Source organism: Verrucomicrobiota bacterium, from assembly GCA_016871535.1.
Taxonomy (GTDB): Bacteria; Verrucomicrobiota; Verrucomicrobiia; order Limisphaerales; family SIBE01; genus VHCZ01.
The window spans coordinates 1-14,503 of record VHCZ01000160.1; the positions used below are offsets into that span (position 1 = coordinate 1).

The window sequence follows — 14,503 nt, forward strand, 5'->3', positions numbered from 1 at the left end:
CCTGCGTTGGCTCGGTCCTTACAGCCCGCGTTGGGGATGCTCGGACCTCGCCGCCTTGGCCACAGCCAAAATCCCTCGCCGCAGGACCCCGCGCAATTTTCGGACACGCTCTCAGTCGCAGAGCTCTGGCTATGCTCCTTCGTCGCGCCTCGCCAGAAAGCGAAATCACCTCCAGCAAAACCGGAATTTATTTTTGCACAGACCCTTAGGCTGCTTCGGCGCACTCTCCGGGGTCGAGCGTTGAAGCGGCCTAAAGGCCACGGTCCGAGGAGTCGGTTCATGCGAAGTTGGCGGGCGCTCTTGGCGCGGCTCGCCCTCACCCTGGTTGCGCTGGCTCTGTTTTCTGGGTGTTGCTGCATGCGCGGCGGTTTCGATCCCTTTCGGAGTCCGGCGGCGGCGCCGGCGCGGGGGGCGATTGAAAACGAACCGCGCCGGGAACCCACACCGTCGGGCACCTTGGCAGATGGGGAGCGCACGCGCCCTCGCGTGCTGGGGTCGGCGCCCCCGCCGACCCCATTCGTTCGCACTGAACAGTCACTCTTTAATGAGACGGTTTCAACGACGCTCCGACCGGCGAGGCGCCGGTCGGGACACGCGGGGGCGCGCGTGCTCCCCATCTCCCACTTTCAGTTGTGACTCAGAGGCAGGGTTTCAACGACGAGCTGCAACGGCGGCTGGGTTTGCTGCGCGCGCAAAGCCTGTTTCGCGAACTCCGCCGCGTGGACTCGCCGCAATCCACGCACATCGAAATCCAGGGCCGGTCTTTGCTGAACTTTTCTTCCAACGACTATCTGGGCCTGGCCAACGATCCTCGCCTCAAGGAGGCCGCCATGCGCGCGACTGAGAAATTCGGCGCCGGCGCGGGGGCGGCGCGGCTGATTTGCGGTTCGCTTGCGCCCCACCACGAACTGGAAGGCGCCCTCGCTTCTTTCAAAGCATGCGAAGCCGCGTTGATCTTCTCCTCCGGCTACGCCACGGCGATGGGGGTCATTTGCGCTCTTCTGGAAAAGGACGATGTAATGGTCATCGACAAACAAGTCCATGCCTGCATCGTGGATGCGGCGAAATTGTGCGGCGCCAAACTGCGTGTCTTCGCGCACAACGACCTCGACGATCTTGAACGCATCCTGAAGTGGGCTGACCGCCGCAACGCCCAGAACCCCGCCGCTCGCCGCCCGCACATCCTCATCGCCACCGAGAGCGTGTTTTCGATGGACGGCGGCCACGCCCCGCTCGATCGCATCGTTGAACTCAAGGAAAAATACGGCGCCTGGCTGATGGTCGATGAAGCGCACGCGACCGGGCTTTATGGCGCTCATCGCCGGGGATTGATTGAAGATTTCGGTGTCGCCGACCGCGTTGAAATTCAAATGGGCACGCTCGGCAAGGCACTCGGAGTCGCGGGCGGTTATATTTGCGGCGCGCGGGTTCTGATCGATTATCTCGTGAATCGGGCGCGGACCTTCATCTTTTCAACCGCCCCGGCGCCCGGCGGGTCGGCGGCGGCCACGGCAGCGATTCAAGTCGTGCAATCGCACGACGGAGATGCTCGCTGCCGGCAGCTCTGGGAGAGGGTGGGGCAGATAGCGGGAATCCGGAAGAAGGTTTGCCCAACGCTTTCCTCCCATCCAGCGCCATTGGAAAGTCCCGGCGCTTCTCTCTCACCCCCCCCCTCTCCCGCTGGGAGAGGGGGGACAACCCCGGAGAACACCAAGAAACCGCACGCCAGCGCCATCATTCCCGTCTTGATCGGTGATGAAGCCAAGGCCGTCGAGATTTCCCGCGCTCTGCTGGCCGCAGGAATCTACGTCCCGGCGATTCGTTATCCGACCGTTCGGCGCGGCCAGGCGCAGTTGCGGCTGACGTTGACCGCCAGTCACACGGCCGAAGAGGCGTCGCGTTTGCTGGCAACTCTTTCTAATCTCAAATCTCAAATCTGAAATTTGAAATCCTCAATGCACAAGCTGGCTCGCCTGGACCGCGCTTACGTCTGGCATCCGTTCACCCAGATGCGCGACTGGCTCAAGCGCGAGCCGATCGTGATCGTCTCCGGCGACGGCGCGGTGCTTCGGGACGCGCGCGGGAAAGAGTATCTCGACGCCAACGCGTCGATCTGGACCAATCTTCACGGCCACAACCATCCCGCGATCAACGCGGCCATTGGGAAGCAGCTCGCGAAGATTGCGCACTCGTCCGCGCTGGGGCTGGCCAATGAGCCGGCATCGCTGCTGGCGGAAAAGCTGGTTCAGAGTGCGGAGTGCGGAGTGCGGAGTGCGGAATCTAACCAGAGCGTCACACGGGCAAGCAATCCGGAATCCGCAATCCGCAATCCGCAATTAGGACGCGTTTTCTTCTCGGACGACGGGGCGACGGCGATGGAGGTCGCGTTAAAACTGGCTTACGAATTTGCCCGGCGGGCCCAAGGCGTGCGTTCGCCGAAGTTCCTTTCGCTACGCGGCGCATACCACGGCGACACAGTTGGCGCGGTCAGCCTCGGAAATATCGATTTGTTTCACCGCGCTTACGGAAGACTCACGTTCAAGACCGATTCCGTGATGGCGCCGTATTGCTATCGCTGTCCGTTCAATCGCGCGAAACCGGAACGCGCCGATGCGCGGGCGCATCGGAAGTGCAACTGGGAATGCGTGGAACAAGTCGAGCAGAAGTTCGCGAAACGGAAACGGCGAGGAGATCCATATGCGGCCATGGTGATCGAACCGCTCATCCAAGGCGCCGCCGGGATGATTCCGCAACCGGCCGGATGGCTCAGGCGGGTCGCGGAAATTGTCAGGGCACACGGGACGCAGTTGATTGCCGATGAGGTTATGACGGGGTTTGGCAGAGCAGGTCAGGCTTCCAGCTTGACCCAACCCGATTCCGCGCATTGCCGTGGGGGGAGTCTCGGGAAGAGGAATTCTCAGACTGCACAATTGGGCAGGCAGGATGCCTGCCCTACGTTGTTTGCCTGTCATCACGAAGGCGTGCAGCCGGATTTCCTGGCGTTGGCCAAGGGCATGACCGGCGGATATCTCCCGATGGCGGCCACCCTGACGACGCGAGAAGTGTTCGAGGCGTTTCTCGGCGAGTACGAAGAGTTCAAGACGTTCTTCCACGGACACAGCTATACGGGCAACCAGCTTGGCGCGGCCGCGGCCCTGGCCAGTCTCAAGATCCTCCAATCCCCCACGTCGATTCGCCGGCGATTGGAATTGCAGCGGACTTTGGAGATTTCCTTGCCGGCGCTCTGGCTTTCGCCTCACGTTGGTGACCTCCGGCAGGTCGGCCTGATCGCGGGCATTGAGTTGGTGCAAGATTGGCGGACGCGGAAGCCGTTCGATTTGCGCCAGCGCGTGGGCGCGCGCGTTTGCGAAGCCATGGCGCGGCGCGGCGTTCTGACGCGGCCCATTGGAGACGTCATCGTCCTGATGCCGCCTTACTGCGCGACGGATGAACAAGCCGCGCGCATGGTTTGGACCTTGCAAGAATCCATCCGCGAAGTGCTGGCAAAGTAGGGCAGGCTTCCAGCCTGCCCCGGAAGGATTACAGAGGAGACGCCGCCGAACGGGCCACGACACTGACTGCAAACAACCCGATCATCACCGCGCAGCAAACGACCTTCCCCAGTACCCCCACGAACACGCCAACCAGGGCGCCCACGCCGGCCCGAGTCGCTTCTTTCCACTCGCGCCCGCCCAGCATTTCAAACGCGACCGCTCCGACGAATGGTCCGATGATCACGCCCGGGATGGCGAAGAAAATTCCCACCGTCGCGCCCAGCACGGCCCCCAAAACGCCCCGCCAGGTCGCCCCCAGTTTTCGTGCGCCCAGGACGCTGGCCAGATAATCGACTCCGAGCGAAACCAACGTCAGGAGCGTCAGAATAACCAACACGGCATTGCTGACGCCTGCGTCGCCAAACCAAAGTCGGTGCGCTCCCGCCGCCAGCAGGACCAGCGGCACACCCGGAACACCCGGGATCATCGTTCCCCCCAGTCCCACCAGCATGACGAGCAAGGCGAGGAGAAGGCCTATGATTTGTTCGGTGGTCATTCTTCAGTTGTCAGTTGTCAGTTATCAGTGGTCAGTAACAACCGGCAACTGACAACTGATCACTGAATACTGGTTAACCCTTCCGCAGCGCCGCCAGGGCGTCCAAAAAATCTCGCGGCAACGGCGCCTCGAACGCCAACGGCTCGTCCGTGCATGGATGCGCGAATGACAACGTCCGCGCGTGCAGCATCTGGCGCGGCGCCACGTAGCCCGCCAGTTCTTTCAATCGCCCGTTCTGCCGGCTGCCATACGTGGCGTCGCCAACCAGCGGCGTGCCGAGATGATGAAAGTGAACGCGAATCTGGTGGGTGCGGCCCGTGTGCAACACGGCTTCGACCCACGTCGCGTAGCGCAGTTTGTCCAGCACCCGGTAACTCGTCCAGGCGTCGCGTCCCTTTCCTTCCGTCACGGCCATCCGCTTGCGGTGCGAAGGATGCCGCGCGATGGCAGCGCGGATTTCGCCGGCCGGTTCCGCAAGGTCGCCGCACACCAACGCGTGGTAAACTTTTTCCATGCTGCGCTCGGCGAACTGTTTCGCCAGCCCGGTGTGCGCTGGATCGTTCTTGGCGACCACCAGACAGCCGCTCGTGTCTTTGTCCAGCCGATGGACGATCCCCGGCCTTGCGACGCCGCCGATGCCGCTGAGCCGGCCCTGGCAATGGTGCAAAAGCCCGTTGACCAGCGTGTGTTTCTCGTGTCCCTCCGCGGGATGAACCACGAGGCCGGGCGGCTTGTTCAACACGAGCAAATCCTCGTCCTCATACAGGATGTCCAACGGCATTTCCTCCGGGCCAATTTCGGATGGCTTGGGCTCCGGCCAGCGCACCTCGATTTTCTCGCCCTGGCGCGGGTGATGCGTTGCCTTGGCCGGCTGGCCGTTGACTCGGATGTCCCCATCCGCGATCAGCCTCTTGAGCGTCACTCGGGAGACGGCGGGAAAGCGCGTCCTCAAAAAGGCATCGAGCCGCTCGTTCGGGAGCGTTTGCTCGACGATGAAAGAGGCCGTCCGTTTTCCTTCAGTCTCCATGGGCGACCGGCGCGGCTGACTCCGCAACCGCAGGATGCGGGTGCTTCACCACCGCGCCGGGAGTTCAAAGTTTAAGGTTTCAAGTTCAAAGCCGCTGCCTGAAAAAAGTTGCCGGGAAAACGACGTCATTCGTGTCCATGGGTGTCCTTTCGCGGTTGAGCTGAATTCTTGCGGCTCAGCGAAGGCAGCTTCCAGAGCAAGAACAAACCCACGATCAAGATTCCGCCGCTGACCCATTGGCCGGGCGTGATCCATCCGACACGCTCCGGCGCCGTGTAATCGCCGCGAAACAATTCGACAAAAGCGCGCAGCACGGCGTAAGCCACGAGATAAACGCCGAAGACTTGCCCGTCGAACTTCTTTCGCGGGTAAAACCACGACAACGCGCCGAATAAAGCCAGGTTCAAAATCGATTCGTAAATCTGAGTGGGATGCACGCCGTCGCCCCGCGACCAATGATCTTTGGGAAAATGCACGGCCCAGGGCAAGGACGTCGCGCTTCCGTAACAACAGCCCGTCATCAGGCAGCCCACGCGGCCAAACGCGTGCCCCAGCGCAATGCTCGGCGCGAGAATGTCCGCGATTTTCCAGAGCGGCAGCTTGCGCAGCCGCGCGTAGATAATCGTCGCCAGCGAAGCGCCGAGGAGTCCGCCGTAAAATACCAGGCCGCTGCGCCGGATCATGAAGACTTCCCAGTACGGTTTTCCGGCGAATTCGCTGTCCCAATAGTAAATGACAAACCACGCCCGCGCGCCAATGAGCGTGCCGCCCAGGAGCCACGGCGCCAGATCGACGACGTCTTCGGACCGGATGCCCTCCCGCAGCGCACGGCGTCCCGCCACCCAGAACCCGGCCAGAAAACCCGCCGCGGCCAGAATGCCGTACCAATAGATGGTGAATCCGCCGATTTGAAAGGCAACCGGATGCACAGGCGCGGAAACCGAAACCTTAAATCACAGTCCCCACTCCTTCGTCACCTGGCGCAAGGTTGGCCATGGCCTCTGCCACATCCAGTCCACCTTTAGCCAGAAGCCAGACAAAACCAGGCTCTCGAAAAGTCCCTCGCGAGAGACTTCCATCGGGCCGTCGGGGCCAAAATGATAGAATTCCGCTTTCTGGCGCTGCGGATCGATCAGCCAGTATTCCTTCACGCCGCCTTCCTCGTACTCATAAAACTTCTCCCCTCGATCGCGGGTGCGGCTTTCAGGGCTGACGATTTCGATCGCCAGGTCCGCGGGACCATCCAGAAACTTGGTCTTGAGACGATCTAGATTCTCCGTGGCGACGAAAGGAATGTCAGGCGAACGGCCAGGCAACGCTGGACCGGTTTTCATTTGAAAGGGATCACAGTGGATTTCGCCAAGGCCACGCTCCTCGACAAACGCGAGGAGAATTTTGAGCAGAAACTTGAACAGGTCAGAATGTTCCCGGGAAATTGGACTCATCGGCACCACCTTTCCACTCACCCACTCGACATGAGTGTTTTCATCGACCCAGGCCAGAAACTGCTCGTAGGTCAGCAACTCGGCCGGCCCAGGACCGGTTTCAGCTTTGACATATGAACTCTGCGTCGCCGCCATACGTTTTGAACGCGAAAGCATATCCCGGCGCCGGCTCGCTTTCCAAGGGCAAACCGGTGTCAAAGTCAAAATGGCGGGGATGCGGGATGGCCAGGGCTTCTCCTTGCGCACCGCTTGTTAAACACAACGTCATAGATTTCCACCCATAAGTAGAAAATTGATGACGTTGTGTTTAGTTGGCCGAGAGCGTGTGCTTGATGAACTTATTCGCCCAGGCAATGAAGTGCTTCATGTTGGTGCGGTCTTCGTGCCCCCCGTCGTGCTGACGCCACGCCAGTTCGCCGTCGAGCAGGCCGGCGTTCACCTCCGGCTTTTGTGCGGTGCGATAGTCCTCCGTCACTCCCAAATCCCGCGCCCCCAAAAGACGGAAGACCGGCCCGGCGGCCACGGTGGCCATATAGCTTCCCTGTTGGTCGAGCCAGAGGGCATCGCCGCGTTCCGGGATGCCGTAGCTGATGAAAGTGAGGCGCGGCGCGCACAAGGCGATCAACTGGTGGGCATCGACCGGAATGTCTCCGGCGTTCTTGCTCCCGAAAACAGATTCGGCGGCGCCGTATTTCAGAAAGTTCCCGGCCATCCAATGATATTCACCCGATCCCGTGAGATTTTCCACCGCTTCGCCGAAATTGCGCCGATGCAACTTGGCTCCGCCTTCGCCGGAAGAACCGACGAGCACCATCGCGAAACGCGGTTCGAATGCCATCGCGACCAGCGCCGCTTTGCCGTAGCGCGAGACCCCTTCAATGCCGACCTTCTTGGCGTCCACGGTCGGGTCGGTTTCCAGGTAATCCAACCCCCGTGCGGCGCCCCAGGCCCAGGCGCGCAACGATCCCCAATCGTCCGGCTTGCGAGGCTGGCCTTTGTTGACCAGGCCGATGATCCCTTTGGTCAGGCCCGCGCCGTTGTCCGCTTGAATGCTGGCCGGACTGATGGTCGCGTACCCCCAGCCCGCGGCGATCAACTGCTCGGTGGAAGGTGGATCCGCGAAGGTGCCGCCGCCAAAAGCGCTGAACCGATTGGTGGGCGCCGGTTCGCCGGGCCGCCGCGGAAAACCGCCGCCAAAGCCGCCAAACATCATCAGGACCGGCACGGGTCCTTTCGCCTCCTTCGGCGTAACCAGCGTCATCTGGATGTTGACTTCGATGGACGGACAACCGGAATTATCCGCGCGCCCGACCAATTGCCGCGCAAAGACAGGAATCTTGCCCACGACCCGGTCCGCCGCTTGCGTCGAGATTGTCCACGTCACTTTGGGGACATTCCTCGGCACGCGGCCAATGACCCCGCGCTCGAAGTCCTCAACGATTTCCGGGCGGCGCTGTTTCCACCATGTCTCCGCGGTGGTGACCTTTTGACCGTTTTTCAAAGTCAGCGGATCGGGCAGGTCAGGAAAGGGATTGGCCTTGGCGGGATCGTAGTTCGCGGCGTTGGTGGCGTTGGCCCGCCCGCTTGGACCGGGCCGCAGGCGCGTAATCCCCAACTGTTCCATCATGTTTTGGTGGTCCTGCTGAGTCGTCCAGTTCAGCGGTGGCGGTGCGCCCGGACCGGGAGCCGAAGCGGGCTCTGCATGCGGCGTGACGGCGGAGAAGGCGGCGATGAGACAAATCGCGAACGCCGTTGAGAACGATGTTTTCGATCGCGAAGGAGGATGCATAGGGTGGTTGCAGTGGTCCATACCCGCGCCGACCCAGTTACGCAAGCCTTCCCTCCGGGTTAGCGACAAAGAGCCGAGAGCGAAGCTCAACGCCCTTGGCCTGGCAATTGGGGCGGGGGCTTGGTGGGCGTCGTTTGTCCCATGCCCGGTGGCAACCGCGGTGGCGCTTGTCCGGGTCCGGATTGAGGAAGAAGATTGATCAGGTTGACCCAATTCTGGCGGTCGCGCGGGCTCATTTCCTGCCAGCGCTCCACGTTATGGAGGAACTGTTCGCGTTCTTCCTTGGACAGGCTGGAGAATTTCCGGAACGACTCAATGCAAGTGGCGCGCTGATGGGCCGGCAATCTCTCCAAAGCTTCGAGCGATCTTTGCAGCTTCTGCCGCTCCTCGTCGGAGAGCGCGTGCAAAGTTCTGTCCCGCTCCTTCTCCGGCAATTCGAAGAAATCCTGAAAATGCTGATACATCTTGACGCGCTCTTCCGGAGGACGCGCGCTCCATTGCTGGAGTTTTTCCTCCAGCGCCCTCCACTCGTCCGCCGATTTGCCCGCCAGCTGTTCGCGTTGTGCGGGCGTGCTCGAATCCAGGCGGACGAAATACTGGATGGCCAGCTCGTTTTCGAGGAACTGCTTCCGATGTTCCTGCGGCACCAGGTCCCACCATTTCAGCCGCTCTTCCACGAACGGCCGCGACGCCACGGGCACCGCCGCCAGCTTCGCAGGCCGTTCCGCGGGGGCGAGACTGATGAGCGGCTGCAGATAATACCAGAGTTCGACCAGGCGCAGCCGGGCTTCCCGCTCTTCGATCGTGAGCTTCCGATACTCGTCGAGCTTCGCTTGCAGTGCCTTTCGTTTGGGTTCGAGTTTCTGGGCCAGGGACTGTGCCGCTTCGGCAGGCGGCATGTCGAGCAACTGGCGAAAATAGGCGACCGGGGAAGCCGCGGCCGGGTCAAGGTTTGAATCGCCCAGCGGAGGAGCAACTGGAGCTGCGCCGCCGGCGTTCTGTGGCGATTGAGCAGAAGCCAGCGTGCAGATCAGGAGGCAGGCCAGCACCCAGCCCGAACAACGTGCCCGAATTCCTTCCCCGCGAACCCACTCCTTACCCCTCCCAGGAGGGGAACCGCCAACGACGGCATTCAACAGAGCTCCCCTCCTGGGAGGGGCTGGGGGTGGCTTCAGGAATTCAAAGCGCGGTTCACTCGCGGAATTTTCTCTCAGAGCAATCGGAATAAAACGCATGGCTCGTTCTGAAAGACTGCTACTTCAACGCGGCGAGCAACGCCAAGTCCAGTTCTCGATCCTTCGGATTTTCCCGAAGGCGCTGAATGGCCTCGTAATTCATGAGCACATCCATCGGCAGCGAAGCCACGCGTGAAACTTCCGCCACGCTCCGGGCCACTTCCCGCCGCGCCGCGGCTTGATATTGATGAACGGACAAGGCCGTCACGGCGACGATGACAGATACGATGGCCAGGCGGCCGGCCCACCGCGAAGACAACACGGTTTCAGTGAATGAAAGCCAAAGCGCCCGTGATGCGCTCGGCGTACGACCCGAAGCTTCCCGAGCCGCGAGGTTGAGCACCTGGGAGGTGAAGTTCGAGGAAAGGGGAGCGTCCGGCAAGCGGCGCAGCAGGTGATCGAGCCGGGCTTCCTCTTCCGAGGCACCCGCGTGGTCGCCGTGATGGGATTGATCCAGGGGAAGGCGGTGTTCAGCCTCATGGGCGGGGCGATGACGCTGCCCCGGCTTGGGTAATCCGTTGTTGTCTGTGCCTTGCATGATCGTCTTTCTTTTATCACCAAGCGGCCCGAAAAGTTGCGCTGTGAGTGCCCCTTCGCGAAGGGGGCGAGGCTCGCGCCGTGCTTCATAGCAAGCGCCCTTGGTCTCAGGGCCATGCCCATCGCCCATGAACCGAAAACTGCGCGGACCGCAGCCTTCAGGCTGCTTCAGCGCACTCTCCGCGGTCGAGCGTTGAAGCGGCCTAAAGGCCACGGTCTGAAGAAATGGGAAGTTTCCTGCAATCGGCCCATGAACCCGGTAGAGTCCGTCCCGGCGAGCCGCTCCACGTGCGTGGAACACGTCCGACTCGGCTCGCTGGGGACAGGCTCGCCCAAGGCTCACCCTGCCGTCTGGTTCATGGGCAGAATTGCTGCCGCCGCGCACCCCCTCGGTTAACGAGGGTGGGGCGAGGCTTATAGCCTGCGGACCTTTTCTTCGATGGCATTGGCTCGACAGGAAATCTTCGCGCCACCTTAACTGAGGGGACGGTCTGCCGCCGCAGCGATTCTCATTTTGCGACTCCGGGAGTGCCGGCGTCTCTGCCGCCGTGTCGGGTTGCTGAAAGATAACAGGAATTCGCCGACAAGGATGTCGGCGCTCCCGGCAAGATGAGCATGGCCACTGCCGGCGCAAATCCGCTTGCATTTTTCAACCAAACCTTCCTATTAAGCCCATGAATTTTCCCACGTTCTCTCCTCAGACTCAGCCGCGATTTGCAACTGCCATGCGGCCAATTCCATCGCCAACCCGGTCTCCTCGCAAAGGCGCGACCGGAGGTTTCTGTCGCAACGCCGCGCGCATCACGAGCGGCCTTGCCATCCTGATGCTCCCCTTTTCCAGCGGAACGGGACGCGCTCAAACTTCGCCGCCTCCGGGGGCGGTGATTCTGACCAACGTTATGCCCAGCCTCCCGCCGCGGCCACCGTCCAAATTCCGGGAATTCGCGGATGTGACGCGCGACACGATCAAGTACGACGGCTTGTTCACGCTCTACCGAACCAATGAAGTGCTCTACGGCGAGATCAAGCCCATGGTCCTGAATCAACCGATCATCGCGCCGATGGCCATTGCGCGCGGTGTGGCTTCAGCAGGCACGCCGCTGAATTTCGGGGATGAATGGATTCTGGTCTTCCGGCGGGTCGATGACAAAATTCAGGTGCTCCGCCGAAATATTCACTATCGCGCGACGCCTGGATCGCCGCTGGAAAAGGCGGTCCAGCAGAATTACACGGACTCGGTGCTGATGGCGCTGCCCATTATCACGATCAATCCGATGACACAGGGCGCGCTCGTCGATTTCAGCCAGATTTTCTTCAGCGACTTCGCGGATTTGCGGATCGGCATGCTGGACCGGAACCGATCAACCTGGAGCAAAATCAAGACCTTCCCGAACAACGTCGAATTGCAAGTCGAAGCAACGTACATGGGGCGCGGATTTTTCGGATTTGGCGAAAGCGGCATCGTCGATCCGCGCGGGATCACGCTGGTCATTCATTACACGCTCGCGCGTCTGCCCGATCCGGGCTACCGGCCGCGGGTGGCGGATCAGCGCGTCGGACATTTCCTGAATGCGACGCGGGATTTCGGCTCGAACGATCCAGACACGACCTTCGTGCGCTACATCAATCGCTGGCGGCTGGAGAAGGCCGATCCGAGAGCCAAGCTGTCTCCACCGAGGAAACAAGTGGTCTGGTGGGTCGAAAACACCGTCCCGCACGAATACCGTCCGTTTGTGGAAGAAGGCATTCTGGAATGGAACAAAGCCTTCGAGAAAATCGGTTTCCGCAACGCCCTCGCCGTGCGCTGGCAGCAGGATGGGGAGGACTTCGAGCCCGAAGACATCAATTACTGCACATTCCGCTGGATCACCACGCCCTACACGTTCGCCATGTCCGGTCTCCGCTCGAATCCGCTCACGGGAGAAATGATCGATGGCGACGTGATTTTCGACGCGAGCTGGATTCGCATCTGGAAACGCGAGTACGCCTTTTTGGTCGGCACCCCGGTCCCGACCGGCGAGGAGGCGCAGGAACCGCTCGCGGTGGCGGAGGTGATCAGCCCGATGATGGCGGCCAAACATGGCTTCGGCTTGCCGTTCCCTTTGCCGCACCGGCGTTGGGAGTTGAAAGGCGCTTTCGGGAATAACGATCGGGAGATTCCGCAGTTGGTGCCGGCGGACCTGAGCCCGCTTCAGATGCAGCTCAGCCGCCGGTTGGGGCCGGGCAAACTGGCCAGTTGCCAGTTCGCAACGGGCAAGCGTTATGAGTTCGCCATGGCGGCGATGGCTCTGGCGGATCAGGGCAAAATCGATCCGGGCGGCAAGTTGCCGGAGGAATTCCTGGGCCAGGCGATTAAGGAAGTCGTCATGCACGAGGTCGGCCACTCGCTCGGACTGCGGCACAACTTCAAAGCCAGCAGCATGCTCAGCAACGACCAGGTCAATGATGCGAGCATCACGCAAACCAAAGGCATGACGGGCAGTGTCATGGATTACAACCCCATCAACATCGCGCCCAAAGGCAAAAAGCAGGGCGATTACGCCTCGACGACCATTGGGCCGTATGATTACTGGGCCATCGAATATGCTTACAAGCCAGTCGAGGGCGACGAGGCGGCCGAATTGAAGAAAATCGCCGCGCGCTCACCGGATCCGGACCTGACCTACGCCACCGACGAAGACCTCTGGATGAGCGACGATCCGCTCGTCAACACCTACGACCTGGGCTCGGATCCGTTGCGCTACGGGCAAGAACGCATGATGCTCGCCGCCGATTTGCTCAAGAACCTCGATGAGAAAGTGGTCAAGGACGGTGAGTCCTGGGCGCGGCTGCGTTCCGCTTTTTCCGTCCTGGTCGGACAGTTCGGCAACGCCGCTTACCTGGCCGCTTCCTACATCGGCGGGCAAAGCTTTTCCCGCGACTTCAAGGGCGGAGAGCGGAGCCGCGATCCGATCGTTCCGATGGCAGGCAGCAAGCAACGGGAGGCTTTGCGATTGCTCGTGGATAAGATTCTGAGCGATCAGGCGTTCAAGTTCTCGCCTTCGTTGCTCCGGCGCTTGACGACGGAACATTGGTACCACTGGGGCAGCGACAGCTTCTCCGGCAGCGGGATTACATTCCCGATTTATGACCGGATTCTTGGCATTCAAAGAATTGTCCTGAACCAGTGCTTCGACGGCAGCGTCCTTTCCCGCATCATGAACCAGGAACTTCAGTCTGACGAAGGCGCCAATCCGATCAAGATCTCGGAGATTTTCCGCGCGATCACCGACGGCGTGTGGTCCGAGCTGGCGAGCGGCTCGGACACGAAAGAAGTGTCGCTCTCGACCGTGCGCCGCAATCTCCAGCGCGAGCACGTGCGCCGGCTGGCTAGCATGGTCCTGGGCAACCGTCGCAGTCCGCTCGAGGACCTCTACGGCTACATAATCATCATTGGCGGATCGAGCTCCGTCCCGGCCGACGCAAAAAGCCTGGCGCGAATGCACCTCAAGGAAATCGAAGGATGCATCGACAAGAAGCTGCACCTGTCCGATCTGAAGATCGACGACACAAGCCGCGCGCATTTGATCGAATGCCGCCAGCGGATTGGCAAAGTGCTGGAATCCAGCTACACGGCCAACGAGCCTTAGTGGTCCGTTTCGTAAATACGCTCACGTTCGTTGCGCCCAATTTGGCCTGGGGCAAGGCGCGACGAGCGAGCATCCCCCGCCAGTGGGGCTGTGACCGAGGAGCAACGCAGCCCCAGGCCAAATTGGGCGCAACCCGAAGGGCGGCAGTTCTTTTTCGCCAGACTTCGTTGCTTGCTCCTTACAGATCCACTTCGGGATATGCTCGTCGCTCGCGCCTCGTCTGGCCGAAAAATCCCTTGCCGCGAACGTGAGCGTATTTATGAAATGGACCACTTAGCTTAGGGGTCCATTTCATTGCGTTTTGGCCGGTCCAATCGTCGCCTGATAAAGCGCAGTTCACTGCGCTTTATCAGGAGCGTTCCGTGTCAGGAATCCGGGCCGGCCTGCAGGCGGCAGAGCGCGATTCAAACTGTCGGTCAACGAAGTCTTCTCCCTCTCTTCCCGAAGGGAGGGGAGGGCTGGGGAGAGGAGGTGCGTCCGTTTAGCTTTTCCAAGAAACCCCTCTCTCCAGATCTCTCCATGAACCTGGTAGGGCGAGTCCGTCCCGGCGAGTCGCTCGACGTGCGTGGAACACGTCCGACTCGGCTCGCTGGGGACAGGCTCGCCCTACCGTCCGGTTCAAGGGAAGTTCCCTTGGTCCGATCACCGTGTTAATGCTCCATGAGCCGGGGCCGTTGGTTCGACGTTCTGCGTTCGGTGTTCGATGTTCGATGTTCCTCCGGCAACGTCCAACGTCAGACATTGAACTTTGAACTCTGAACAGTGCATGGGAAGCCTGCTTGGTTTCAAAA

11 protein-coding genes are annotated in these 14,503 nt (G+C 61.0%); 4 read left to right on the forward strand and 7 right to left on the reverse strand.

Annotated elements, in window-relative coordinates:
- Nucleotides 1–632: 632 nt before the first annotated feature.
- Both FJ398_18485 and FJ398_18490 read left to right on the forward strand, forming a co-directional pair.
- On the forward strand, nucleotides 633–1,940 hold the full coding sequence (locus FJ398_18485; protein MBM3839915.1) for an 8-amino-7-oxononanoate synthase: 1,308 nt from the start codon (nucleotides 633–635) through the stop codon (nucleotides 1,938–1,940).
- Nucleotides 1,941–1,955: 15 nt separating this feature from the next.
- Complete coding sequence (locus tag FJ398_18490) at nucleotides 1,956–3,512, forward strand: aminotransferase class III-fold pyridoxal phosphate-dependent enzyme (GenBank protein ID MBM3839916.1); 1,557 nt, start codon at nucleotides 1,956–1,958, stop codon at nucleotides 3,510–3,512.
- A 28-nt stretch (nucleotides 3,513–3,540) separates the two neighbouring features.
- Here FJ398_18490 and FJ398_18495 read toward each other — a convergent pair whose 3' ends face one another.
- The 7 genes from FJ398_18495 to FJ398_18525 form a co-directional block, all read right to left on the reverse strand.
- The gene (locus FJ398_18495) at nucleotides 3,541–4,050 is read right to left on the reverse strand and encodes a DUF456 domain-containing protein (protein ID MBM3839917.1); all 510 of its coding nucleotides are present in this window, start codon (nucleotides 4,048–4,050) and stop codon (nucleotides 3,541–3,543) included.
- Nucleotides 4,051–4,123: 73 nt separating this feature from the next.
- Nucleotides 4,124–5,077, reverse strand: a complete 954-nt coding sequence (locus tag FJ398_18500) for an RluA family pseudouridine synthase (protein MBM3839918.1) — start codon at nucleotides 5,075–5,077, stop codon at nucleotides 4,124–4,126.
- A 125-nt stretch (nucleotides 5,078–5,202) separates the two neighbouring features.
- Complete coding sequence (gene lgt / locus FJ398_18505; protein MBM3839919.1) at nucleotides 5,203–6,006, reverse strand: prolipoprotein diacylglyceryl transferase; 804 nt, start codon at nucleotides 6,004–6,006, stop codon at nucleotides 5,203–5,205.
- Nucleotides 6,007–6,030: 24 nt separating this feature from the next.
- The gene (locus tag FJ398_18510; protein ID MBM3839920.1) at nucleotides 6,031–6,657 is read right to left on the reverse strand and encodes a Uma2 family endonuclease; all 627 of its coding nucleotides are present in this window, start codon (nucleotides 6,655–6,657) and stop codon (nucleotides 6,031–6,033) included.
- A 172-nt stretch (nucleotides 6,658–6,829) separates the two neighbouring features.
- Complete coding sequence (locus FJ398_18515; GenBank protein MBM3839921.1) at nucleotides 6,830–8,311, reverse strand: acetylxylan esterase; 1,482 nt, start codon at nucleotides 8,309–8,311, stop codon at nucleotides 6,830–6,832.
- A gap of 86 nt (nucleotides 8,312–8,397) precedes the next feature.
- Nucleotides 8,398–9,546: a DUF3106 domain-containing protein gene (locus tag FJ398_18520; GenBank protein MBM3839922.1), complete on the reverse strand. Its 1,149-nt coding sequence runs from the start codon at nucleotides 9,544–9,546 to the stop codon at nucleotides 8,398–8,400.
- Between the two features lie 19 nt (nucleotides 9,547–9,565).
- A complete protein-coding gene (locus FJ398_18525) occupies nucleotides 9,566–10,084 on the reverse strand; it encodes a hypothetical protein (protein MBM3839923.1) in 519 nt (172 codons plus the stop codon).
- 114 nt (nucleotides 10,085–10,198) lie between these two features.
- On the opposite strand from FJ398_18525, the gene FJ398_18530 reads away from it, so the two are divergent.
- Both FJ398_18530 and FJ398_18535 read left to right on the forward strand, forming a co-directional pair.
- Nucleotides 10,199–10,480 carry a hypothetical protein gene (locus FJ398_18530; GenBank protein ID MBM3839924.1) on the forward strand — a complete coding sequence of 94 codons (282 nt, stop codon included), beginning with the start codon at nucleotides 10,199–10,201 and terminating at the stop codon, nucleotides 10,478–10,480.
- 427 nt (nucleotides 10,481–10,907) lie between these two features.
- Nucleotides 10,908–13,712, forward strand: a complete 2,805-nt coding sequence (locus FJ398_18535; GenBank protein ID MBM3839925.1) for a DUF5117 domain-containing protein — start codon at nucleotides 10,908–10,910, stop codon at nucleotides 13,710–13,712.
- Nucleotides 13,713–14,503 lie beyond the last annotated feature (791 nt).

Excerpts from the sequence above, each read along its gene's own strand:
- FJ398_18490 (MBM3839916.1), top strand. The coding sequence starts at position 1,956 with ATGCACAAGCTGGCTCGCCTGGACCGCGCTTACGTCTGGCATCCGTTC.
- FJ398_18500 (MBM3839918.1), bottom strand. The coding sequence starts at position 5,077 with ATGGAGACTGAAGGAAAACGGACGGCCTCTTTCATCGTCGAGCAAACG.
- FJ398_18510 (MBM3839920.1), bottom strand. The coding sequence starts at position 6,657 with ATGGCGGCGACGCAGAGTTCATATGTCAAAGCTGAAACCGGTCCTGGG.
- FJ398_18525 (MBM3839923.1), bottom strand. The coding sequence starts at position 10,084 with ATGCAAGGCACAGACAACAACGGATTACCCAAGCCGGGGCAGCGTCAT.
- FJ398_18495 (MBM3839917.1), bottom strand. The coding sequence starts at position 4,050 with ATGACCACCGAACAAATCATAGGCCTTCTCCTCGCCTTGCTCGTCATG.
- FJ398_18520 (MBM3839922.1), bottom strand. The coding sequence starts at position 9,546 with ATGCGTTTTATTCCGATTGCTCTGAGAGAAAATTCCGCGAGTGAACCG.
- FJ398_18530 (MBM3839924.1), top strand. The coding sequence starts at position 10,199 with ATGCCCATCGCCCATGAACCGAAAACTGCGCGGACCGCAGCCTTCAGG.
- FJ398_18515 (MBM3839921.1), bottom strand. The coding sequence starts at position 8,311 with ATGCATCCTCCTTCGCGATCGAAAACATCGTTCTCAACGGCGTTCGCG.
- FJ398_18535 (MBM3839925.1), top strand. The coding sequence starts at position 10,908 with ATGCTCCCCTTTTCCAGCGGAACGGGACGCGCTCAAACTTCGCCGCCT.